20 protein-coding genes and 1 pseudogene are annotated in these 21,761 nt (G+C 63.2%); 6 read left to right on the top strand and 15 right to left on the bottom strand.

The annotated features are described in order from the left end of the window. Positions 1 to 3: 3 nt before the first annotated feature. The 6 genes from MH112_RS04335 to MH112_RS04360 all read right to left on the bottom strand — a co-directional run bounded on the left by MH112_RS04335 (position 4) and on the right by MH112_RS04360 (position 7,170). Complete coding sequence (locus MH112_RS04335; RefSeq protein ID WP_296564386.1) at positions 4 to 570, bottom strand: AAA family ATPase; 567 nt, start codon at positions 568 to 570, stop codon at positions 4 to 6. Between the two features lie 87 nt (positions 571 to 657). Continuing rightward, positions 658 to 1,944: a cytochrome P450 gene (locus tag MH112_RS04340; RefSeq protein ID WP_296564389.1), complete on the bottom strand. Its 1,287-nt coding sequence runs from the start codon at positions 1,942 to 1,944 to the stop codon at positions 658 to 660. A gap of 118 nt (positions 1,945 to 2,062) precedes the next feature. Then, positions 2,063 to 2,467, bottom strand: a complete 405-nt coding sequence (locus MH112_RS04345) for a type II TA system antitoxin MqsA family protein (RefSeq protein WP_296564392.1) — start codon at positions 2,465 to 2,467, stop codon at positions 2,063 to 2,065. Positions 2,468 to 2,619: 152 nt separating this feature from the next. Next, complete coding sequence (locus tag MH112_RS04350) at positions 2,620 to 2,907, bottom strand: hypothetical protein (RefSeq protein WP_296564395.1); 288 nt, start codon at positions 2,905 to 2,907, stop codon at positions 2,620 to 2,622. A 73-nt stretch (positions 2,908 to 2,980) separates the two neighbouring features. Next, a complete protein-coding gene (locus tag MH112_RS04355) occupies positions 2,981 to 6,136 on the bottom strand; it encodes a type ISP restriction/modification enzyme (protein ID WP_296564397.1) in 3,156 nt (1,051 codons plus the stop codon). A gap of 101 nt (positions 6,137 to 6,237) precedes the next feature. Then, positions 6,238 to 7,170 carry a phosphotransferase gene (locus tag MH112_RS04360; protein ID WP_296564399.1) on the bottom strand — a complete coding sequence of 311 codons (933 nt, stop codon included), beginning with the start codon at positions 7,168 to 7,170 and terminating at the stop codon, positions 6,238 to 6,240. A 155-nt stretch (positions 7,171 to 7,325) separates the two neighbouring features. Here MH112_RS04360 and MH112_RS04365 point away from each other — a divergent pair, with 155 nt between their 5' ends. Together MH112_RS04365 and MH112_RS04370 are read left to right on the top strand one after the other, a co-directional pair. Further along, on the top strand, positions 7,326 to 7,595 hold the full coding sequence (locus MH112_RS04365) for a ribbon-helix-helix domain-containing protein (protein ID WP_296564401.1): 270 nt from the start codon (positions 7,326 to 7,328) through the stop codon (positions 7,593 to 7,595). A gap of 7 nt (positions 7,596 to 7,602) precedes the next feature. Continuing rightward, positions 7,603 to 7,875, top strand: coding sequence for a type II toxin-antitoxin system RelE/ParE family toxin (locus tag MH112_RS04370; RefSeq protein ID WP_296564403.1), 273 nt, complete (start codon positions 7,603 to 7,605; stop codon positions 7,873 to 7,875). A 344-nt stretch (positions 7,876 to 8,219) separates the two neighbouring features. Here the strand turns inward: MH112_RS04370 and MH112_RS04375 are convergent, their stop codons facing one another. From MH112_RS04375 to MH112_RS04385, 3 genes are read right to left on the bottom strand one after another with little or no spacing between them, the layout of a single operon-like run. Next, complete coding sequence (locus MH112_RS04375; RefSeq protein WP_296564404.1) at positions 8,220 to 9,215, bottom strand: glutathione S-transferase family protein; 996 nt, start codon at positions 9,213 to 9,215, stop codon at positions 8,220 to 8,222. Further along, a complete protein-coding gene (locus tag MH112_RS04380) occupies positions 9,212 to 9,877 on the bottom strand; it encodes a glutathione S-transferase N-terminal domain-containing protein (protein WP_296564405.1) in 666 nt (221 codons plus the stop codon). The genes MH112_RS04375 and MH112_RS04380 overlap by 4 nt, the downstream gene beginning before the upstream one ends. Positions 9,878 to 9,889: 12 nt before the next feature. Beyond that, a complete protein-coding gene (locus MH112_RS04385) occupies positions 9,890 to 11,059 on the bottom strand; it encodes a glutathione S-transferase family protein (protein WP_296564406.1) in 1,170 nt (389 codons plus the stop codon). A 139-nt stretch (positions 11,060 to 11,198) separates the two neighbouring features. Between MH112_RS04385 and MH112_RS04390 the strand changes: the two genes are divergently transcribed. Then, positions 11,199 to 11,411: a hypothetical protein gene (locus tag MH112_RS04390; RefSeq protein WP_296564407.1), complete on the top strand. Its 213-nt coding sequence runs from the start codon at positions 11,199 to 11,201 to the stop codon at positions 11,409 to 11,411. A gap of 159 nt (positions 11,412 to 11,570) precedes the next feature. Here MH112_RS04390 and MH112_RS04395 read toward each other — a convergent pair whose 3' ends face one another. The 5 genes from MH112_RS04395 to MH112_RS04415 all read right to left on the bottom strand — a co-directional run bounded on the left by MH112_RS04395 (position 11,571) and on the right by MH112_RS04415 (position 18,363). After that, complete coding sequence (locus MH112_RS04395) at positions 11,571 to 11,846, bottom strand: TetR/AcrR family transcriptional regulator (protein ID WP_296564408.1); 276 nt, start codon at positions 11,844 to 11,846, stop codon at positions 11,571 to 11,573. 317 nt (positions 11,847 to 12,163) lie between these two features. Beyond that, positions 12,164 to 13,828 (bottom strand): sulfatase-like hydrolase/transferase, encoded by a 1,665-nt coding sequence (locus tag MH112_RS04400; protein WP_296564411.1) that lies wholly within the window; start codon positions 13,826 to 13,828, stop codon positions 12,164 to 12,166. Between the two features lie 78 nt (positions 13,829 to 13,906). After that, entirely contained in the window at positions 13,907 to 16,240 is a 2,334-nt protein-coding gene (locus tag MH112_RS04405) for a TonB-dependent receptor (protein WP_296564413.1), read from the bottom strand. A 392-nt stretch (positions 16,241 to 16,632) separates the two neighbouring features. Further along, positions 16,633 to 17,646: an NADH oxidase gene (locus MH112_RS04410; protein ID WP_296564414.1), complete on the bottom strand. Its 1,014-nt coding sequence runs from the start codon at positions 17,644 to 17,646 to the stop codon at positions 16,633 to 16,635. Between the two features lie 132 nt (positions 17,647 to 17,778). Then, complete coding sequence (locus MH112_RS04415) at positions 17,779 to 18,363, bottom strand: hypothetical protein (RefSeq protein ID WP_296564416.1); 585 nt, start codon at positions 18,361 to 18,363, stop codon at positions 17,779 to 17,781. Between the two features lie 185 nt (positions 18,364 to 18,548). Here MH112_RS04415 and MH112_RS04420 point away from each other — a divergent pair. After that, positions 18,549 to 18,728, top strand: a pseudogene (locus tag MH112_RS04420) (ATP-binding protein); the annotation flags it as partial. A gap of 349 nt (positions 18,729 to 19,077) precedes the next feature. Here the strand turns inward: MH112_RS04420 and MH112_RS04425 are convergent. Then, positions 19,078 to 19,440, bottom strand: a complete 363-nt coding sequence (locus MH112_RS04425) for a leucine zipper domain-containing protein (protein WP_296564419.1) — start codon at positions 19,438 to 19,440, stop codon at positions 19,078 to 19,080. Between MH112_RS04425 and MH112_RS04430 the strand changes: the two genes are divergently transcribed. Then, complete coding sequence (locus tag MH112_RS04430) at positions 19,439 to 19,816, top strand: hypothetical protein (RefSeq protein ID WP_296564421.1); 378 nt, start codon at positions 19,439 to 19,441, stop codon at positions 19,814 to 19,816. The two genes, MH112_RS04425 and MH112_RS04430, sit on opposite strands and share 2 nt — an antisense overlap. A 282-nt stretch (positions 19,817 to 20,098) precedes the next feature. Further along, positions 20,099 to 21,703 (top strand): sulfatase-like hydrolase/transferase, encoded by a 1,605-nt coding sequence (locus MH112_RS04435; protein ID WP_296564423.1) that lies wholly within the window; start codon positions 20,099 to 20,101, stop codon positions 21,701 to 21,703. Positions 21,704 to 21,761: the final 58 nt, after the last annotated feature.

Raw genomic sequence — 21,761 nt, forward strand, 5'->3', positions numbered from 1 at the left:
GGCTCACTCCGGATCGGGATACATGACGTGGGGCTCGGGCAGCGGCTCGAGCGCAAGGGCCTCGGCAATCGCCTGCGCCGCCGCCTCCGGGTCAAGGACCTCGGTGTCGATGACCAGGTCGGCGGGGATGGGCCGGTAGGCCGCGCCGCCGCCGTCGCGGAACTTCTTCAGGACCTCGCGGGAGTGGATCTTCTTTGAGGCCTTGCGGTCGGGGTTTTCCACCCGGCGCATCTGTTCCTCGGGCGAGACGGCGAGCTCGACGAAATAGACCTCGCCGCCATGGGCCTCGACGGCGGCCTTTGTCTCCTCGATGAAGCTCTCAGGCACGGTGCGTTCCGGGGCGAAGGTGAAGATCAGCGGCCGGTCCTGGCGGGCGGCTTCTTCGAACATCGACAGCCAATAGAGGCTGCGCAGCCGCACGAAGGGCTCGCTACCGAACGGAAAGACCGCCGTCACCGCGTCCAGCACCAGATGGTTGTGGAACAGGGGATAGTGGGTCAGGGCCGCCAGTTCCCTGGCCACCGTCAGCTTGCCGCAGGCCGCAGGCCCATAGAGAAAGATCAGCTTCATGGCGCGGCCTCCATCCTGGCGATCCCCTTGGCCCTATAGCCTCTGATCGCCTCCGGGGCCGCTCCGGATCAATACGAGGGTGCCGCCTCAGAGGCGGGTGGGCAGCACCACCTGCATGTCCTCATAGCCCTTCACGAAAATCGAATAGCTGCGCTTGGGCTCGGCCAGCACCTGGATGTCGGGGAAGCGTTTCATGATCTCCTCCCAGATGATGGTCAGCTGCAGTTCGGCCAGGCGGTTGCCCACGCAGCGGTGAATGCCAAAGCCAAACGACATGTGCTGGCGCGGCCGGGGGCGGTCGATGATGTAGGCATTGGGGTTTTCGATCACCGTGTCGTCCCGGTTGCCCGAGACGTACCACATGGCCACCTTGTCGCCCTCGCGGATGGTCTTGCCGCCCATCTCGAAGTCCTGGGTCGCGGTCCGCGCCATATGCGCCAGCGGGGTCTGCCAGCGGATGGTCTCCGACACCATGGACGGGATCAGGTCGGGGTTCGCCCGCAGCTTGGCGTACTGGTCGGGGTTCTGATTGAGCGCCAGGACCGAGCCGGAAATGGTGTTCCGGGTGGTGTCGTTGCCGCCGATGATCAGCAGGGCCACATTGGCGTGGAAGTCGGCCATGGACATGTGCCGCGTCTCCTCCCCATGGGCCAGCATGGAGATCAGGTCGCCGGTGGGCTCGGCATTGACCCGCTCGTTCCACAGGCCGGTGAAGTAGGCAAAGCACTCCCCCAGCACCTTGCGAAGCTCGGCGATGTCGGCCACCGGCCCGTGACCCGGCGGCGAGGTCATGGTGTCGGACCAGAAGGTCAGCTTGCGCCGCTCCTCGAACGGGAAGTTGAACAGGGTGGCCAGGGTCATGGTGGTGAGCTCTTTGGACACCAGGTCCACCCAGTCAAAGGGCTCCCCCACCGGCAGGCTGTCGAGGATCAGGCCGGCCCGCTCGCGGATCAGCGGGGCCATGACCGAGAGCGCCATGGGCGACAGGGCCGGGCTGACGGTCTTGCGCTGCACGTCGTGCCGGGGCGGGTCCATGGCGATGAAGTTGGCCCCGGACGGGGCATTGGGGTCGCGGAAGGCCTGGGCCGCCTTGGCCGTCAGGGTGATGCCCTTGGCGGAGGAAAACACCTGATGGTTGGAATCCACCGCCAGGATGTCGTTGTAGCGGGTAATCGACCAGAAGGACCCGTAATTGCTGTCGGCCGTATAGTGGACCGGGGCTTCCTGGCGCAGCCGCTCGAAGGTCGGCCACATGGCGTCGTCCCGGAACAGGGACGCCCGGGCCGGGTTCAGCGCCTCGATCGGCGTCTCATAGGCCACCTTGCGCGCGGCCTCGCGCTTGTCGCGCAGCACGTCCACATATCCATCGGCCATGACCGGTCTCCTGCCCTTGAGGGACGAAGGCTCTTAGCGGCCCCGCGCCCAAAACGTTTCAGAACCCATGGAGCCCAACCAAACACGGTTCACCAAGGGGAAAGTGGGGAGAGAGTGGTCAGGCGCCCTGGCGGGCGAGGTCGCGGAGGACCTCAATGTCTTCGGGACGGCGGGCCAGGATCTCGATCAGACCGACTGCGGCCTGGCTGGGGGCCATCATGCCCTTCTCATACTTCTGAAAGGCCCGCCGACCGCCGCCGATCAACTGCCCAGCTTCTTCCTGGGTTAGTTTCAAACGCCTGCGGACCTTGCGCACATGGGCGGCGTACTCGGCCTTCAGCGCCAGAAAGGCCTGCTCGGATACGGCCAGGTCAGCGCCGGAGTGGATCGAGTCGCTATCATCATCCGGATACCAGCCGGGCGTCTGGACGGTCCTCGTCAAGGAGCCAAAGGTCACCAACTGGGGCCTGACTCCTCGCCGCAGGGTCTTGCCCGTTACCGGATGGAGGCGTGTCTCAGTCACATCAACGCTCCTAAAGTCCTACTGTCTTAAATGAGGTGAGCACCACATCAACCAAGGTCTCGCCAGACCCCACAGAACACACCTTGAAGGTTATTTTTCAAGGCCGACGCGCCAAGGCGTGGCATGGCGGGGTCAGGCGGAGCGGTGGCGCGTCAAGCGTCTAGTCGGATCGCTTCCGCCTCGAGCTTGGCCCGCCAGTCGGAGGCCTCGGCTTCCGGCAGCAGGTCGAGCAGATATGGCCAGACAGTTTCGCGGAACAGCTTGGTCCGCGATGCCGACCACGGCCAGGCCTCGGCCCCCCGCATCGTCTCAACCATGTCGATCAGCCGATTGCGCACATGCTCGGGCTTCACCTCATAGCGCGGCGCCTGCGGCTCGCTCACGCCGCCGAAGAGGTCGCCCTGAGGATCGGCGAAAAGGGAAGGTTGGGCGTGACCCATGATCGGCTCGCGCAGCTGATTCGGACGATCAGTATCGCCCGGACCTCACCCCTGTGACAGCCCGGCGGGGGACTTATCCCCCGTTGGCCTTCGGATCTCCCGCATGTTCTGGGAAGGCTTCGCAATAGGCCTCATCGATCCTGGCCATCTGCGAGACCGTGAAGGCCAGCGATTCAGCCACATCACCGATATGGGTCTGCTCGTCCAGCGACAGGATGCGGCCCTTGCGGGATTTCAGATATTTGTCGAGCACCTGGTAGCCCCCGATCCTGAAGTCCCAGACCTCCTGGGGGATCGGGCCGAAGTACTGAGCCTTGTTGATCCAGATGGCTTGCTCGTCGGGGGAGTAGCGCACCGCCTCGACCGTATGGTCGCCCTTGCCGTGATAGACGCCGAGCCGGGGTTTCGTGGCCGGCACCTCGCGCAGCAGATGGGCCTGGATCAGGTCCCACCCGAGGTCCGATAGGGCGTCGAACTGGGTTCTGGTGTCAACGAAGGGGATGCGCGGGAAGTCTATCCGCAGGAACTCTGCGAAGCGCCGCCGGTATGTGCGCGCGTGTAGGATGGCATAGATGTAGCCGACAATCTCTTCGGGGCCGAAATGATGGCCATAACGCGAGTCCAAATACTGTCGAAATTCTACAGATATATTCTCACGCCGCCCCGATAGCCAAACAGGAAGAACTTGGTTTTGCGATTTGGTGTCACTCGATATCATGCAGCTTTCCGCTGGGCGGTCGGCAATGAAGATGTGTTGCCAAACTGGAGTTCCGATCTGCCTTGGCACCAAAAGAGTCAGATTTTCGACCCCGGCGACATGATCGAGAAGCTCGCGGCGCGGATAGTCCATCGTCACGTGACCAAACTCACTCCACCGATTGTCAAATGGACGATAAGCGATATTGGTGATGCTCGGCATTGAGCGACGAACGGACGCACGGCTTTCGTCTAGGTCCCAATCACGGTTGCTCTTAATGCCATAGCGTTTGAACAGATCTTCGTTTGAGTTCTGGATATCTGCGAGAGCTTTTAGTTTTTGCTCCATTTCTGACTTCGTGAATGAGATCGCAAAGGCATCTCGGTGAGTCTGAAAACCTAGAACGTTGACAGGAAAAATGTCTGTCAGAGAATGGCCTGTGTTGTATCTTGCTCTCGCCTCCGCATCCTGCTTGGTGAACAGATAGAAGCCTTGTGCGGGCTCAATGCGCTCAAAGCCGAGGCGATCTAGATCACCCTCTGCGGTAGCGCGGTACTTCTCGAGACGTTTCCCCCACAGGTCTCCCCGCCAAACGCCTCTTTCAAGTCCCGACTTCTTCACGAACAGACTGATCGCCACCCCCTGCTCGATATCGAAGACATTTTCGTCCTTCGATCCGTCGGGTGCGACCTCCTTCTTCTTCGTATTCCCATGCAGGTCGAGCACGTAAATCTGATCGAAGGTCCGCATCAACGACTGGCGCATGCCACGAAAGGTCGGGTTATCCAGCCATGAGTGGTTGGTGATGACGCCGACGATCCCCTCTTCAACCCGGTCCATCTTGTCCTGAGCGAACCGGATAAACTTGACATAGTCGTCGTTGAGCCATTTTGGGTTTCGCTCCCCAAGGGGCTTCCGAAACTCGCGCCCTTCTTCATCCGTCTCGATAGTGAACTTGTAGGCGTCAATCTGGGCCGTGATCCAGGCGCCCTTGTTCTTCGAATGCCCCGAGTAAGGCGGGTTGCCAGTGATCACGAGGATCGGCTGGTCCTTCACCCGCTGGGCAGCCTCGACCTCGGCGGACAGGGCCGGCATCAGCAGGTTCCGCTGCGGCTCCACGGGCTCCAGGGTGTTGGTCAGGAAGACCTGTAGCCTCTCCTGGTCCTGCAGCGGGTGGCCCTTGTCCTTGAGGTACTGCGAGAGCTTCAGGTGGGCGATCGTGTAGGGCGCGATCAAGTACTCGAAGCCGTAGAGGTTCTTGGTCACGTGTTCGCGCACGATCTGGTCGGCGCGGCCGGCGTCTGGGCCACCGATATTGTCGAAGATGCGCTCCATAACCTCCAGCAGGAAGGTGCCGGTGCCCGTGGCGAAATCCAGCACCGTCACTCTGCGGTGATCGGCCAGACCGTCGCGGATGTTGAATTTGTCTTTCAGGATGTCGTCGATGGCCCGGACGATGAAGTTCACCACAGGCGGCGGGGTGTAGTAGACGCCCCGGCTCTTCCGCATGGCCGGGTCATAAGCTTTCAGGAAGTCCTCGTAGAAGTAGATGAAGGGGTCGCGCTCAAAGAGGCGGTGTTCCTCCTCGTCCCCGGCCCGGACCTTGCGACTGATCGCCTTGCGCGACCGGAAGCTGAGATCGCCATGGATGGAGGCCAGATCGATCCCGTTCACGATGGACAGGATTTCATCCACCACCCAGCGGATGTCGCGGTACTCCTCCTCGTTCATCTCCTCCAGGAACCGCACAAGCTCGCGGATCAGGGCGAAGCTCCCCGGGATGAACTGGCGCACATTGAGTAGGGTGACGGTCTGGTGCTCGCCTGCATTCAGCCGCGCCAGGAACAGGCCGTAGGCCAGCATCTGGCCAAAGGCGTCGGTAAAATCGGGCACGGCCAGATCGTGGAAGACCTGCACCTTGAAGGCCTCGTAGAGGGCGAACAGCCGGCCCTCGGTATGTTGGCTCTCCTGCCGATCAAGCTCGGTCGTGAGGAAGTCGCGCAGCATGGACGCACGACTGGCCAAAGCCAGCGCCAGGTCCTGGGACTTGGTGATCTTGCCCGGCGTGGCCGAGAAGAAGCCCCGGAGCAACATCCGGACAGCCTCAACGGACTCCGCCTTTGGCCGCAGCGACTTGGCGGAGAGGTCCTCTGAATAGGCTAGGCGATGGCGAAGCACTTCGCCATCCGGCCTTATCCAGCAGAATTCCAGGTAGTCGGTGAGGACGATGTTATCCGAGAGCTTTCGGTATTTCTTGATCTGGTCGGACTTGAGAACCTTGGACAGATTCTCGTCGATGGCCTTGACCTCGACATAGCCGGCGATACGACCCTGGCGCGTGACTTTGAAATCCGGGGAACCGCCGCCGCTCTTGTCCCTCCGTGGCTCGTGCTGGACATGGGCGCCGGGTTCGGCGTCGTCCGCAGAGGCCTGCAAGAGGATTTCGAGCGCCCCCCGATCAGAATGCTCGGTCTTCCCGTCTATGGGGGTCGATGCGAGCGCGCGGAGAAAGGCGTCAAAATCAGCCGGCATTAGAACTCCCCGGTGGCCGCCGCATGGGCTCACCGCGCTCAACCTAGACGGTGGCGCCGACGAGGCAAGGGCGCTGCCACGGGCACAGGCACGGGCGCCGCTCAGCGCACCAGGGCGGCGGCGTCCTCGATCACGGCGAGCGCGGTAGCGCGCATGTGGGCCTCTCGGGCGGGCGCCAGGCCCCAGGCGGCCATGGAATGCTGGCCGGCCGCCGCCACATAGATCTGCCAGAGGGCGAGGCGCTGGCGCGGGATGGGGCGCAGGTTGTCATAGGCGCGCAGGAAGTGCTCGGCCCCCTCGGGCCCGACCACATAGCGCAGCTCCAGGGCGGTGCAGGCCACGTCAGAGAGCGGGTCGCCCACCGCCGCGTCCTCCCAGTCCAGGATGCCCACCAGCTCCTGGCCCCGCCACAGGAGGTTGCCGGGCCAGAAGTCCCCGTGCAGCAGGGCGGGGGCGCCCTTGTGGCCAGTATCCCCCAGACGGGAGAGCCCCTGGCGCAGGGCCTCGAACGCCGGGCCCTTGGGCAGGTAGTCAAAGACCTCGGGAAGCGGATCATCGCGGCTGGGCAGGGCTGGCAGGCCGGTGACCCTCGCCGAATGAATCTGCGCCAGCGCCTCGGCGATCCGGACGATGCGGCTGTCGGCTGGGTCCGCCGGCGCCGCCGTCTCGCCCTCAAGGTGATCCAGGAGCAGAAACCGATAGGGGATGAGCCCCAGGCTCTCGTCCAGGGCCAGGGCGCGGGGGGCGCAGATCCCGAGGCCGGTCACCGCCTGGAGGATGCCGAACTCAAGGGCGGCCGGGTGGCCATTGTGGTGGGGGCCATGAATGCGCAGGACGAGGCTGCGGGTCGCCCCGCCTTCCGCCACGCAGTCGAGCCGGTAGACCTCAGCCGAGACGCCGCCGGTCAGCCGGCTGGCCCGCTGGAACCTCGCCCCCGGCACATGGGCCGCGACCACGGCGGCGAAGGCCTCGTCGGGCAAGTTCAGCTCGGCCCTGCCAGTGTTCGGGGCAGTGTTCGGGGCGGTGTTCGACATGGTCCATCAGGCCCAGAGGGGTGGCGCGGTCGCGTTGCTCCGACGCAAGCCACAGTCTGACCTCAACCTAGACGGAGGCGTCCCTGAGGCAAAGGTCGCCCTTGGGCGTCGGCGGTGCTGGTGGCAATCTGGTCACTCGGATGGAGCGTGATGCGATGGCGACATCGACCAAAGTGCTGACCGCACATATTCCACTGGACCTGGCCGACAAGGTCGAGGCCGCAGCCCTCCGCCTCGACCGGTCGCGGGGCTGGATCATGAAACAGGCGCTGGCCGCGTGGGTTGATCAGGATGAGGCGCGTCATCGCATGACGCTGGAAGCCCTTGAGGACGTGGACGCGGGGCGGGTCATCGACCAGCAGGCGGTGCTGGCCTGGGCCGAGAGTCTGACCGCGGATGCGCCCCTGCCGCCTCCGACCAAATGAAGGTCCAATGGACCCGCAGCGCGGCCTCAGACCTGGCTCGCCAGCACGACTTCTTCTACCTGTGGCTCCAGAGGCTGCGGCACGGATCATCCAACGCCTCGCCCGGGCGCCTGATCGGCTGCGCGATCATCCGCAGATCGGTGAGAGGCTGGACGCCTACGGCCCACGGGATGTTCGCCGGATCATCGTCGGCGACTACGAGCTGCGATACGAAGTCACCCCCGAGGCGATCATCGTGCTGCGCATATGGCACGGTCGGGAGAACCGCGACCTATCCTGAAAAATGGAAATGGCGCACCCGACAATGGGGTCAGACCATTGACGAAAGGCGTCTCCGGCGGGGCCAACCGTCCATTCAGCCCTAAAATCACTCTTCGGGCTTTGAAGGTCCCCGGCACGACCTCCAAGACCCAGTCCTGGTTCTTGCCGACGTAGCCGACCCGCGAACCGGGCACGAGCCCCAGCCCGATCAGGCCGTTCGCAACCTAGCTGGCGCGCCTGTCAAGTTCGCCGAAACTGGTGGCGCGGTCTTTGAAATCGCTGGCGATGGCGTATGGCCGCTCACGCCCGTGTAGGCGGCTGACATTGGCCATGCGGGTGAGACACGCCACGTCAGACATGGCCTCACCCTCCAGCCAGCCAGGGTTCGCAGCCGGTTTCCGCCAGGATCGCCGCTAGTTCCGGATCGGAAACCGCCGCGCGCTTGGCGCGGATGATCGCCAGGGATTTGGCGTGATACTTTTGCGGCGGCTGCACGTAGGCCTTGCCGGCGAGGTCCACCGTGAACGACTCCGCACCTTCGGCGAGCGCCGTTGCGTTGGCTGTTGTCCAGGGCAGGAAGTAGCGACCGATGTAGGCCAGAACGGGCTTCAGCGTGGGCGCCAAGGCCTCCCAGCTTTCGAATGGCCCGTCGTTTCGGGGCTCCAGCATGCGGTGGCACCAGGCCAACGTGTTCGGCCCGCGGCTCTTCAGGATGCTGCCGCAGGTGGGATCGACCGATGCTTCGTAGAGCTGCGCCGACAGACCGAAATCGCCGAACGCCGGTCGCCCGCCGAACAGGTACTTCCGGGTCTCGAAGTGCGGCTCCAGCAGGTCGAGCAACTCGTTGAGGTAAGCGCGGATCAAGTCCGCTGTTGCGGCGCTCGAGCCAACGAAATGGCCGCGGCCGGTCATGCGCTGGCGGATCATCTCGGTACGCTCGGCGACCGCCGGCTCATCGCCCCTCGGCATGGAGAGCCGCGCCAGGGTCTGGGCCGAAGCGGCGATATCGACCTCGTCCCACCAGCGGTGGTGGAACATCAGCTTGTTGCCCCACTCGTCCCCGAATTCCTCAATGAGTTCCGAGAGGAACCGCAGCGCCGGTTCGGTCGGATGGATCGAGGGTTCGGGGTGCGCGACCTCGACCTTCTCCAGGATCGGCGTAGAGTCCTGAAGGCCTTCGTCCTGCGGTGTCGCTACGGTGGGCACGATCGGCAGCTTGGCGAAGTGCTTATACGCTTCCTCGTTGGCCGGCCCGCGTGGGATCCACTGGTGGGGGATGCCTTTGAACCGGAAGTAGGACCTCACCTTCACCGAGTATGGCGACATCTCGGAGCCGAAGATGCGGTAGACGGCGCTCATCGTGCGACCTCCTGTTTGATCATCTTGCGTTGGCTCTCGGCGAAGGCGTCCTTGCCGATGGCCGATCCCCTTTGAACCGCCTCGCGCGCGCCGACTTGCTTGAACCAACGGTAGAAGTTGGGGAACTCGGCCGGGTCGATCCCAAGGCCCTTGTAACCCCGCGTCCAAGGCCAGATGGCCATGTCGGCAATCGAGTATTCGCCGGCCACGTGCTCGGCCTCTGACAGACGCTTATCGAGCACGCCGTAGAGCCGCTTGGTCTCGTTCACGTAGCGGTTCAGCGCATAGTCGATGCGCTCCTCGCGGTAGCGGAAGTGCGCCGCCTGCCCGGCCATAGGCCCAAGCCCCGCGCACTGCCAGAACAGCCATTCCTCGACCTGGGTCCTGGCCCGCCGCTCCGGTGGGTAGAACGCGCCGGCCCTATCGCCGAGGTACTGCAGGATTGCGCCAGACTCGAAGATTCCGATTGGCTCGCCGCCCGGGCCTTCCGCGTCCACGATCGCCGGCATCCGGCCGTTCGGCGAGATCGCCCGGAACTCGGGCGTGTCCTGGCCGCCGCTGCCGATATCCACCGGAACCAGCCTGTATGGCAGGCCGGTCTCCTCCAGCATGATGGTGATTTTCCATCCGTTGGGCGTGGGCCAGAAGTGGAGATCGATCATCGCGGGGCTCCTTCAGGCAACCGCTAAACGGTTGCCGATGCGGGTCAGCGGACGGGCGAGCGTTACCGACAAGAGATCCGTAGCTCCGCAACTCGCAGCCAACGCATCAGCGGCGGCGCGGTCATCGGGCGGCAGCGCAGCCAACCAGTCCAGCGTCCGCTGCAGCACCCAGAGCGCATGTGCGGGCGAACCGGCAGTAATCCTGTGGCCCCTCAGGGAGGTGGTGATCGGCCCGAGGTTTGGCTGGTCCTCGTCGACGTCCGAGATCAGCGATCCCGCCGGAAGGTCGGGCCGCGCTTCCATCCAGGCGTGATAGAGGCCGGCGGTGGCCTGGAAGATGGGCGTATTGTCCTGGCAGAACATGCGGATCAGCCGCACCACGGTGTCGGGCACCTCGTCGTCCGCGAGATAGCTCATAGGGGTGTCCCAGAACTCCGGCGATTGGATCTCTGGCGTGTTCATGTGCTCCACCCAGCGGAAGACCCGCGGCGCCCGTTTCTGCATCAGGTGCAAAGGCCAGGGATCACGTCCGAGGTGCGCGAAGAGGGGGCCCATCAGCCCGAAGTCGCCGACACTCGGAAGGCCGCCGAACAGGTAAGGCGTCTCGGTGAAGTGCGCTTCCAGGGTATCGAGGATGTCGAAGTAGATCTCCTCCATCACAGGATAAAGTTCGGGCGTGATGCCAAGTCGGGGGCGGTGACCATCCATCTGTGCCGCGACCACGTTCCCATAGTGGTCAAGGAGTTCGTCAGAGCCCCGTGGCTTGAAGCTGCGCCCGAATTCTCGGGTCACGAAGTGGAGATTCGGTTCCTTGAAATTCCAGCGATAGTGCCAAGCGACTTTCAGTCCCTCGCTGGCGACCAGGTCGACGAGGTAGGCGGCCAGCCTCTGTCGCGGCGTTGACGGTAGCGCCGGCGGGTCAGGGAAGCGGCGCTCAAGGTAGTCGAAGATCGCCGTCGTATCCTGGATCACATGGCCCTCAGGCGTCTCCAGGATCGGGATACGCTTAGATCGCGCCGCCGGGCTGACCTCTTCACGGAAGCGGGGGTGGCTGGGCAGGCGCTCGACGAAAGGAATACCCTTCTTGCGCAGATAGCTGCGGGTCTTGCCGGTATAGAACGATGCATAGGCCCCGTAGAGTGCGAATGGGCCGTCGCAATGGCCCCTGAACCGCTCAGCCATGTCGGTCAGGTCGGCGCTGTCGAGCGATAGGAGCAGTTCAGCCTCCTGCGATCATCCGAGCTTACGTAAACCGGAACTTTGGTTCGCTACAAGCTGCTTTGTGTGCGTTGCGTTCGCCGCGCGGAGGCTAGCGCTGCGTTTGCAGGACGACGCCAAGGTGGAGCACCAGCATTCGAGCCAGAGATTCCACGGCGTAGGTCGGAAAGCCGTAGGCGGGGTCCTGCTCAAGCACCACGCGATGCACCAGCGCGGACTGAACCGTCCGAAGGCCAAAGCTGCAGGCCTCGTCGAGGTCACCCTCTATGCCCGTGTGGTTTCGGTTCCGCAGAAACTCCGCGAGCTTGAGGCCTGAGTATTCGTCAGCGGCCACAAGCGCCAGCCGATAAAGATGGCCCGCGACGGCCAGTGTTCGTTGAAAGAGCGCGCGGAAGAAGCCTGGGTGCCGCTGAACCCGTCGCGCTGTGTTCTGCACCAGCACCCAGAGCACATGGTCCGTCGGTGCGTCACGCGACTATGGCATGGCGAAGAAGCGATCAATATTCTCGCGCGTCCGCGCAGCGAACTGGACATGCAGCGTCCGAAACAGCGCTTCCTTGTCGCGAAACCGACAATAGAAACTGCCGATCGAACAGCCTGTAGCCGCGGTGATGTCGCTGACGTGCGCCTCGTCGTAGCCCTTCTTCGCGAAGAACTGCTCTCCGACCTTGATCAAGCGGGCCTGAGCCTCGCGGCTGCGGGCCTGGTTGGCGGGGATGACGCCGTCTACCTCCTTAAGTTCGTGTTCCAAGCCGCCTCAACTCCGTGCCGGGGCCCTCTGGCGAGAGGGTTAGACGGGCGCGAAGCGCCAAACCTGAGGGGCGCTCGGTCCCCACGGCGACTCTATCGCCAACTGCGCACGACTTGACCACATCAATAGATCAGGGAACAAGACAGGAGAGAACTTCCGGTTCACAACGAGGACCTCTAGGCGGAGGAGGCCAAGGTCTGGCGGCTCATCTAAGGGCGGATAGGCCAACACTCAGCGCGGTGTTCGTACTCGCTTAGCGGACACCTGGGTCAAACTTACGTCGACCTCTACCCAGGCCGCCCGTCAAGTCGCCGCTGCTAGTTGCCCCAGTAGACGTACTCGTCCGTCGGCCGCTGTGGGTCGATGAGCGAGTGGTCGAGCATGATGGCGGTCATGCCGAGTTCGGGCCAGAGGGGCTTCGCCTGCTCCGCGTCATGCTTGGCCAACAGCGCCTGCAGCTCCGCAAGTTTGTCGGGTCGCGACTCCGCGAGATTATTGCGTTCCGTCGGATCGGAAGCGAGGTCGTAGAGCCAGGCCTTAGCCGGAAGCTTCGTCATATGCAGTTTCCAGTCGCCCGCGCGTACGACCCGATAGTCCCCCACACGCCAGAACAGCGCCTCGTGCGGTCGGCCAGTCTTCCTGCCCTGGACGAACGGCAGGAGGTCGACGCCATCCAACACCCGATCTCTCGGGAGGTTGGCTCGGCCCACTGCAGCCGCTGTAGTGAAGATGTCGAAGTGTGTCACCGGCGCGCGATAGTTTGTTCCCGGCGCGATGACCCCCGGCCAGCGCATTAGGAAGGGCGTGCGAATGCCCCCCTCGAAGAAGGTCTGCTTCCACCCCCGGAATGGCCGGTTGATATCGGGCAGACCGATATAGTAGGCGCCGCCGTTGTCGCTGGTGAACATCACCAGCGTGTCCTTATCCAGGCCTTCTTCCTGCAGCTTCTGCAGCACGCGGCCGATGTTGCGATCCAGCCCCAGGATCATCGCGGCATAGACCCGCATCCGGTGATCGGCGATCTGTGGCAGGGCGTCGTAGTCTTCCTTCGTCGCCTGCAGCGGCGTGTGCGGCGCGTTATAGGACAGAAACATGAAGAACGGTCGGTTCCGGTTGGCCGTGATGGCGCTGAGGGCCTCATCGGTCAGGTAGTCGGTCATGTGACGTTTGGGTTGAAACGCCGGCCCGCCGTCCTTGCGGACATAGAACTGCAGGATCGACCACAGGTTCATGTCGATCGGGTCAAAGCCCTGGAATGAGTTTACCCCCCTCGGATCGTTCCTCGGCAGGAACAACGCGCCTCCTCCATCGAAGCCTAGAGTCTCGTTGAACCCTCGGTTATGCGGTTGAAACTTTGGTGAATTACCTAGGTGCCACTTGCCGAACAGGACGGTGTGGTACCCTGCGTTCCTTAGAATCTCGGGCAACATCACCTGGTCGGTTGGAACCCCCATATCCGCGTAGGGGATCAGTTCGGACTCGCGGTCGCGGAAGTAGACCGGGTTGAAGATCCCATAGTGGAAGGCCCGCACCTGCCGCGCGAACGCCAATGGCGTCGGGGTGAACTCGAACCCATACCGAGTTGGGTAGCGCCCCGTCATCAGCGCCGCCCTCGAAGGCGCGCAGGTCCCGTGCCCGGTATAGCCCTGGGAGAAGCTCACGCCGTCGCGGCCAATAGAGTCGATGTTGGGCGTGGGGACCGCCCCGTCGGCCACGCCGCCACCGTTGAGCGTGATATCGTTGTAGCCCATGTCATCGACCATGATGACGATGATGTTGGGTTGCTTGCGGCCCCTTGGCGGGGTCGCGGGGCCCTGCTGCCAGACGACGTCGCGGGGCGGACCGATTTCGAACTGAGGGCTGCGGAGCGTGACCCCCGGCGGAAGCGTGGAGTCCGCGGTCGGGGGCGGCGTTTGGGCGGCGGTTGGGGCTGCGAGCGCGATGCAGGCGGCGCAAGCCAGGAGGACGGACTTCAGTCGCATCAAATTACTCCGATCACCAAAATGGAGGGCCGCGACACAGACGACGCGGCCCCCAAGTCTAGGGCCAGGAAGGAGCCCCTAGAAGGTCATGGACGCCTCCACGCCCCAGGTGCGCGGCGGCGCGTACCAGCCGACAAAGCCCTGTGCCTGCGCGTTACCGCCCGCGGAGATGAACGCGTTGGCCGGCTGCAGTGTCTTCTGCACAAAGTAGGCTTCATCGGTAAGGTTCTTGCCGTAGGCCGAAATTCGCCAGCCGTTGGGCGAGCTGATCCCGGCGCGAAGGCCGAGCAAGGTCACGGAGGGCTGGAACGACCGCGGATCCAGTGTCGATTCCTGGAGCGTGGAGTCCGTGTAGCTGAGGTCACTGTTCACGAACCAATCGAGACCGGTGTCCCCGATCGGGGCGTCCCATTGCGCCACGAGGCTGTAGGTCCATTCCGGGCTCTGCGATGGGGTGAGGCCAGTAAAGTTACAGGTCCCAGGTCGCGTGCCGACCGGCACCGAGCCCAGATTGTTGCACTGGCCGGCGCTGTAGTCCGTGAACTCGGCGTCCATGTAGGACAACGTCGCCTTCAGGGTCAGCGGCTGGATCGGACGAAGCGTCGCATCGGCCTCGACGCCCCGGACACGGCGGTCGCCCGCGTTTGAGACGATGAATCCCGACCCCGTCTGCGGGTTCAGCACCGAGTCCTGGAAGTCGCTGAGTTTCATCGAATAGATGTTGGCGTTGAGGATCAGCTTGCGATCGAACAGCACCGACTTGACGCCCAGCTCGTAGGTGAGCGAGGTCTCTGGACCGAACTCGACCGGAACGCCCGCGGCGGCCGATCGCGCGTTGAAGCCTCCGGTCTTGTAGCCGGACGCGGCCAGGGCATAGAGCATCACATCCGGGGCAACGTCGAACTGGGCGCCTGCCGACCAAGTGACCTTGTCCTCCTTGCGGGAGATGTCGCCCAGACGGTTGACCGGAAACACGGCCCGGGCCGCCGGCGTGGCCGTCGGGTTCACGTCGGCGATCAGGTAGCTGTCCTTGTTGTCCTTGGAGTAGCGAAGACCGCCCGTCAGGCGGAACACGTCGGTCACCCGGAATGTCCCCTGTCCAAACAGGGCGGCGCTTCGGGTGTCCTGGGTGTAGTAGAAGGTCGATACGTCGCCAACCTGGAAGCGGCGGCCAGGCGCGGGCGGGAGGACCCGGTTCGCGTGAGGACCCAGGGCGAGCCGGGTGGTGTAGGTGATCCCTTGGGAAAACAGGAACACCCCGGCGATGTAGCTGAAGCGTTGTTCCAGCGGAGAGGTGAGCCGGAACTCCTGGCTGTAGCCTTCTGAGCGCGCGAACTGCCGGCTGCCGAACGGAACCGTGGTGATCTGCGGCAGCATGTCGGCCGCCAGATTTTTGATGTTGTCCTCGTAGCCGTTGAATGCCGTGATCGAGGTGAGCGTCAGGTCCATCGGCAGCTCGTAGTCGAACGCGATCGACGCGCCGTAAACCTTGGTGGTGTTGTCGCCCGCTGCATCATCATCAACGATGTGATCTCTGTCGTCGAAGTTCCGGAAGGGCCGGCCTGTAGCCGCCGCCGCGGCCAGGAACCCAGCCGTCGCGATGCCGCCGACGCCGGTGGCGTCGAGGGTCTCGGCCGTGCAGCACGCCGAGTCGATGTGCGAATAGTAGGCGATAAAGTTCGCCTTCAGACGATCCGTCGGTTGCCATTTCACGCGCCCGCGGAATCCGTACTGGTCGATATTGTTGACCTCCGGCCCGGACAGGTTTTCCTCGTACCCGTCGCGTCCCGAAGCCCAGGCCGACAGGCGGGCGGAAACGGTCTCCGAAATCCCGCCGCCGACATAACCGCCGATCGAACGGTCATCGTAGTTGCCCCCGCGAACGGTGACCATCGCTTCGAAGTCCTGGCTGGGCTCGCGCGAGGTGATATTGATCGCGCCGACCGGCGTATTGCGGCCGTACAGCGTGCCCTGCGGGCCGCGCAGGACTTCGACCATGGAGATGTCCTGCAGGTTGCTCTGGATCGGGCCGGCGGCCACGATGTAGACGCCGTCGATGAAGATGCCGACGCTGGACTCAATGCCGGGGTTGGTGCCCGAAGTCCCGATGCCACGGACAAATATGGTCGAGTTCCGGTTGTTGTTCGACTGGGTGATGTTCACTGAAGGAATGAAGCGCGAGAGCTCGGTCACATTGCCGATCCCGGCCTTCTCAAGAAAGTCGCCGCTGACGGCGGACACCGACATCGGGACATCCTGAATGTTCTCCGCGCGCTTGTTTGCGGTGACGATCAGGGTCTCGACTTCCGCTGGCTCGTCCGCTGCATGGGTAGCAGACGCCGCCATTAGGGAAGCGACCAGAGCCAGGGCTGTGCTGGCGAACAGATTTTCGACCTTCGCTCGATAGGACATCTCTACTCCCCGCTTTGACGTTTTTTGTTGAACTACGGTATGTGAATTTAAATTCCGATTCAATCAGAACCATGATTCCTGTAGTGTCAATACCGGTCTGGAGAGATCCCTTGCGCGCCGCCCGATGTCGGTTCGGGCCTCGAACCGGACCGGATACGCTCGCCGCGACGAGCCTGGCCTCGAGATGGAGGACCGCCAATAGCGTCAGCATCCGGCAGCTGCAGCGGTGTTGGACCCCCAAAGACCTTATCGGGGGTCCCCTCGCCCTCTCCCGGAAGGGTGCGCCAAACTGAAGGGGTAGAGGGTTTTCGGATGGCCGCCAGGCGACCCGCGCGCGCGGGCTGACCGATCGTACTGGAGCCAGGCCTGTGTTTGTGGCGCCCGGACGCTGCTTATGATCGCGCAGGATTGATCAGATACTTCTCGCCCGTGCGCTTGCGGTGATAGGCGGCGATCACCTCCGGACGCAGTGCGTCGCGCAGGGATATTTCCGAGGTATAGTTACTGGCAAAGGTAGACGTCAGCTCGTCGACCACCCGTCGCCGCAAACTCTTTACACGATCCGGACCCGCCTTCGCCAGGAACCCCGTCAGGATCCAGCCTCCCACACCCCAGGCCATGCCGTAGTCACGGAGCAACTCCGTGGGCCCGGTCGCAAGACCGCCATAGATGTAGACTTGCTTATGGACACTTGATCCATAACGGCTGTAGGCGCCGCTGGCAGCCTGTGCCCGTTCCATCCCGGACAGTATCTGGCTTGTCAGACGGCCTCCACCAACGGCGTCGAACGCAAGGGTTGCACCCGTCGCGGTCAGGGCTGCGACAAGGTCCTGCGTGAAGGTCGGACTTCCCGTATTCACAATATGCCGCGCGCCGATTTGCCTCAAGAGGCCAGCCTGCGCGTCGCTGCGCACAATGTTCACCAGCTGGACATCATCGCGAAGGCAGATCCGGTTCAGTATCTGACCGAGGTTCGAGGCCGCCGCTGTATGCACCAGCGCCCGATGGCCTTCCATACGCATGGTCTCGATCATGCCGAGCGCAGTCATGGGGTTGGCAAAGCAAGAAGCGCCCTCGGAAGCCGCCGTTCCGTTTGGCAGGACCAGCACATCGGCCGTACGATGCACGCGATACTCGGCGAACATCGCCCCGCCAAAGACTGCCACCATCCTTCCGACAAGCGCCTGGGAGGCCTCGTCATTCCCCGCCGCAATCACGGTCCCCGCGCCCTCGACGCCCACGGCGAGGGACTGGCCAATCCGCCCCCTGACTCCCGTCAGCAGCGAAGCCGGTATCGCCGCAGTCGTTTTGCCGACTGTAACCTTGAGCGTCGACAGATCCGCCGGGCCCAGCAGCAGGCCAAGGTCACCGGGGTTGATCGGCGCCGCCTGCACGCGAATGAGCACTTCGCCATCTCTAGGGGCCTGAACCGGAATATCCGCAAGCGAAAGCTCCAGGACCCCCTCCGCCGTGATCAGTGACCGGAGTTGCAGACCGGAGGCAGGTAGCGTTGAGGGCCGCATGCTCATCGCCCGTGGCTATTCCGGACGGGTGTAGGAGTCGTTGGGTCCGCCGATGCGTTCGAGCCGCATCCTGCCATAGTCCGGCCGGGTCCAGATCATCAGGCCCTCAGGGTCAAGCCACCGTCGGACCTCGACACCGGGCTGGCTCTTGGGGCGCAGGATGAACACGCCGTTCTCATAGCTGGCGATGGCGAGGATCGGCGTCTTGAAGTCGCGCACCGAAACGTCGCGCACAGCGTTCTTCTCGGTCCCGTCGGCCCTGGCGTCGGCGATCTGGCCGCTACCCATATCGACAATACGGTCGCCGCATTGCTCGATCCGTTCGGCATAGTTGTAGAGGTGCTCACCCTTTTGGGGCGGCTTTCCATTGTGGTCGATGATACGCCAGATCCCCCGCAGGTCCGGCGCGCCGCTTACCAACGGCTCGGTACACGTGGCGAGCACCGGCGCCGGAAAGGTGCGCCCCCATCCGTTGGGTCCGGGTGGCGTATGGGCGACGGGAATGTCGCTCGCGAGTACAGGCTTTCCGGCAGGCTCCGCCATGGCGCCAAAGGCGAGGGCAATGAAGGCTCCCGCGAGCATATAAGGTCGCAAAATCATGATTTCCCTCCCGGAGAACGCCAAACATCACAAGTAGCAATAATTGCGAATCATTATCCCGGTTTGATTTATTTTGCAAGTGTTTTCTGAATCCGCGTTGGCCGGTGCCTCAGCCGACTTAGTAGACGTACTCGTCTTTCAGCGTCTGGGGTTCGGCGAGGGTATGGTCGAGCATGACCGGAGACTGGCCCACCGTGTTCGGCGACCCCAAAGTGACCACCGCACTCCTCGAGCGGCTCAACCACCACTGCGACATCGTCAAGACAGGCAACGATAGCTGGCGGCTCAGACACCGCAATATCAGCTCGCCCGCCAAGTTATCCAAAGATCCAAACTCACCCCACACCCCCACTTGGCGCAGCTAAACTGCCTGTGGTCACCCAGTGGCGATGCTCTGCGCATGTTGATGCCGACGCGCCTCGCTGCTGATCCGTGCTTGAAAAAGAGAGGTCCTTAATGGGTGGCGAAAGGGGGTCCCAATTGCGCGGCGTTTAACATGCCAGCACCCCCCTGCACCTAACGGCCCGAAATATAGTAGCGGTCTAGCAGATCGGTCCATCTTCGGCGCCGACGTATAAAACGATAATCAGCGCGAGCTCTTCGTGCAGACGAGAGTCATCGAAGGAGTACGACCTCGGTCTATGCAGCATGCTGGAAAGGGTATGAATATGCATCATGCGAATGGCCAGATGAGCCGCATCTCCGCTGCGAGGATCAACTTCGATCTCGCTCAACATAGAGACCGACGATGTCGCAGACCCTGGCGGCGAAAGTGGGGTCGTGGGACAGCTTGAAGGTGCGGATGCGGTAGGGTGGCAGGCCATGGGCACGCCAGATGCGCTGGACCGAGGTCAGGCTGACGCCGGCGACCTGAGCCATGACTAGGCCGGTCCAGTGGGTGGTCTCGCTAGGCGGCTCGCCCAGGTTCAGGGCGACGATCCCATCGGCCACCTCGTAGGCCAGCTTGGGTATCCGCGACGGTCGAGTCTTGTCGAGCAGCAGGCCCTCAACCCCAGCCTCCATGAACCGCACTCGCCAGCGCCAGACCGCCGTCTTGCTGACACCCGCCAGGGACATGATCTTCAACGTGCCCAGTCCATCGGCCGTCGCCAGCACGATCTTGGCGCGTCAGACATGCTTCTGGGGGTTGTTGCGGTCATCGACGATCGCCCGCAGGCGCTTGCGATCGGTCGGGCTCAGATGGACGGTGATGCCAGTGCGCATCGCAAATAATCGCACCGACAAAGAGCCATTTGAATACCACAAAAGACTCTTATGGCACCTTCAATCCACTATTCATCAGAATATTCTGTTGCCTTTATTATTTCAGGCAGTAGATATTTCCTACGGAAACGACGAAGTACGACGCTATGGATACATCTTCGGCAACGATCTATATCGACCGCTGATCAACATCATCGATTTAAAGCGAAAATTGAGCGCATTACACTGACAAAACTTGTCAAAGTGCATCTTAGGTTGTTCTGAGACACCATTTCGAGCTCTGATAGTATAACTTGGAGGCTGAGGCGGGCGGCGATATCGGCCCAGGCGAATAATCATACAACGCTTACATGTTGCATGAATAAGAATTCTAATTCACTTGTGACAGGGGCAGACCGTACTGTCACGGCCAATGGCAGGAGACCTGACGCCACGCCTGACCGATGGTGTTGCGATGGAAAGACCGAACATGGCTCTGACAATACGTCGATGGTCACTTGGGTTCGCCGGAATGGCGGCCTGCATCCTGACCGCCCTCGCCCTACCGGGGGCCATGGCCCAGGCTCCCGCGGGGGCGGCGGCCTTCGGCCCCCGGGTCGTGGGACCGACCATAGAGAACACTTGGCAGCAGGGCCCTGAGAAGCGGCCACCTATTCGGCACCAGCCCAATATCGTCCTGATCGTCGCCGACGACCTTGGCTACAACGATCTGACGTTCGCGGACGGCGGCGTGGCGGGCGGGTCCGTCCCGACCACCAACATCGACTCCCTCGCCCGGGAAGGCGTCAACTTCGCCCAGGGCTACACCGGCCATGCCACCTGCGCGCCCTCCCGGGCGGCGATCCTAACGGGCCGCTACCCCACGCGCTACGGCTTCGAGTTCACGCCTGCGCCGGCCAACCTCGGCAAGAGCATGCGCTCGTTCAACTACGGCATACGAAACGGCGTGTCGTTTCCAGAACGGGAGAAGGACAGCATACCATTCACGAAGATGGGGCTGCCGCAGAGTGAGATCACCCTGGCCCAGGTGTTGCAGGGTGAGGGCTACCATACGCTGCATCTCGGAAAGTGGCACCTGGGCGAGTCGCCGGAGTTCGAGGCCACTCGACGCGGCTTCTCCGAAAGCCTGCTTACAAGTGGCTCGATTTACCTGCCTGCGGACGACCCCCGCGCCGTCAACTCCATGCAGCCGTTCGACCCCATTGACCGCTTCTTGTGGCAGTCGATGCCATTCTACGCCCAGAAGGACGGCGGCCCGGGTTTCCGGCCCCCGAGCTACCTCACCGACTACCTGACGGACGAGGCGGTCAAGGCCATCCACGCCAATCGCAACCGCCCCTTCTTCCTCTATCTCGCCTACAACGCGCCGCACACGCCGCTGCAGGCCACCAAGGCTGACTACGACGCCCTGTCGCACATCACGGACCACCGCATGCGGGTCTACGCCGCCATGATCCGGGCCCTGGACCGAGGCGTCGGGCGCGTCCTGCAACAACTCGAGGAAGAGGGCCTTACCCAGGACACCCTGGTTATCTTCACCAGCGACAACGGCGGGGCCGGCTACCTGGGCCTTCCCGAGGTCAACAGGCCGTTCCGAGGCTGGAAGCTGACATTCTTCGAGGGCGGCGTCCGAACGCCCTATTTCATGCGCTGGCCTTCGACGATCCCGGCCGGGATCACCTACCGGGCACCCGTCTCGCACTTCGACATCTTCGCCACAGCGGTGGCCGCGGCGAACGCGCGCCTGCCCGCTGGGCGCTTGATCGACGGGGTCGACCTGGTCCCCTACGTCAAGGGTCGCGCACGAGGTCGGCCGCACGAGATGCTGTTCTGGAAGAACGCCAGCTACCAGGCCGTCCGGGCCGGGGACTGGAAGCTACAGGTGGCGGACCGGCCCGAGAAGGAGTGGCTCTACGACCTCTCGGTGGACCCCACGGAGCGCGTGAACCTTGCATCGACAAGGCCCGACAAGGTCGCCGAGCTGAAGCGATATCTGGCCGCTCACAATGCGACGCAGGCCGAGCCGCTGTGGCCCCAGCTCGGCCAGTCGCCAGTTACGGTGGACCACACTCTGGCGGAGCCCCAGGAGGAGACCCAGGAGTACGTCTACTGGTGACGCGAACCTGGCGACCTGGGGCGCGTCACGCCACCGCCGGCTCAGCCGGGCGCTACCA

Source organism: Phenylobacterium sp., from assembly GCF_022402485.1.
Lineage (GTDB): Bacteria > Pseudomonadota > Alphaproteobacteria > Caulobacterales > Caulobacteraceae > Phenylobacterium.

Bases quoted from the DNA above. Each gene is read 5' to 3' on its own strand.
- MH112_RS04370 (WP_296564403.1), top strand. From the start codon at position 7,603: ATGGACCCGCAGCGCGGCCTCAGACCTGGCTCGCCAGCACGACTTCTT.
- MH112_RS04425 (WP_296564419.1), bottom strand. From the start codon at position 19,440: ATGTCCCTGGCGGGTGTCAGCAAGACGGCGGTCTGGCGCTGGCGAGTG.
- MH112_RS04335 (WP_296564386.1), bottom strand. From the start codon at position 570: ATGAAGCTGATCTTTCTCTATGGGCCTGCGGCCTGCGGCAAGCTGACG.
- MH112_RS04400 (WP_296564411.1), bottom strand. From the start codon at position 13,828: ATGCGACTGAAGTCCGTCCTCCTGGCTTGCGCCGCCTGCATCGCGCTC.
- MH112_RS04340 (WP_296564389.1), bottom strand. From the start codon at position 1,944: ATGGCCGATGGATATGTGGACGTGCTGCGCGACAAGCGCGAGGCCGCG.
- MH112_RS04375 (WP_296564404.1), bottom strand. From the start codon at position 9,215: ATGAGCGCCGTCTACCGCATCTTCGGCTCCGAGATGTCGCCATACTCG.
- MH112_RS04435 (WP_296564423.1), top strand. From the start codon at position 20,099: ATGGCGGCCTGCATCCTGACCGCCCTCGCCCTACCGGGGGCCATGGCC.
- MH112_RS04380 (WP_296564405.1), bottom strand. From the start codon at position 9,877: ATGATCGATCTCCACTTCTGGCCCACGCCCAACGGATGGAAAATCACC.
- MH112_RS04350 (WP_296564395.1), bottom strand. From the start codon at position 2,907: ATGGGTCACGCCCAACCTTCCCTTTTCGCCGATCCTCAGGGCGACCTC.
- MH112_RS04415 (WP_296564416.1), bottom strand. From the start codon at position 18,363: ATGATTTTGCGACCTTATATGCTCGCGGGAGCCTTCATTGCCCTCGCC.
- MH112_RS04360 (WP_296564399.1), bottom strand. From the start codon at position 7,170: ATGTCGAACACCGCCCCGAACACTGCCCCGAACACTGGCAGGGCCGAG.
- MH112_RS04355 (WP_296564397.1), bottom strand. From the start codon at position 6,136: ATGCCGGCTGATTTTGACGCCTTTCTCCGCGCGCTCGCATCGACCCCC.
- MH112_RS04405 (WP_296564413.1), bottom strand. From the start codon at position 16,240: ATGTCCTATCGAGCGAAGGTCGAAAATCTGTTCGCCAGCACAGCCCTG.
- MH112_RS04385 (WP_296564406.1), bottom strand. From the start codon at position 11,059: ATGGCTGAGCGGTTCAGGGGCCATTGCGACGGCCCATTCGCACTCTAC.
- MH112_RS04430 (WP_296564421.1), top strand. From the start codon at position 19,439: ATGATCTTCAACGTGCCCAGTCCATCGGCCGTCGCCAGCACGATCTTG.
- MH112_RS04365 (WP_296564401.1), top strand. From the start codon at position 7,326: ATGGCGACATCGACCAAAGTGCTGACCGCACATATTCCACTGGACCTG.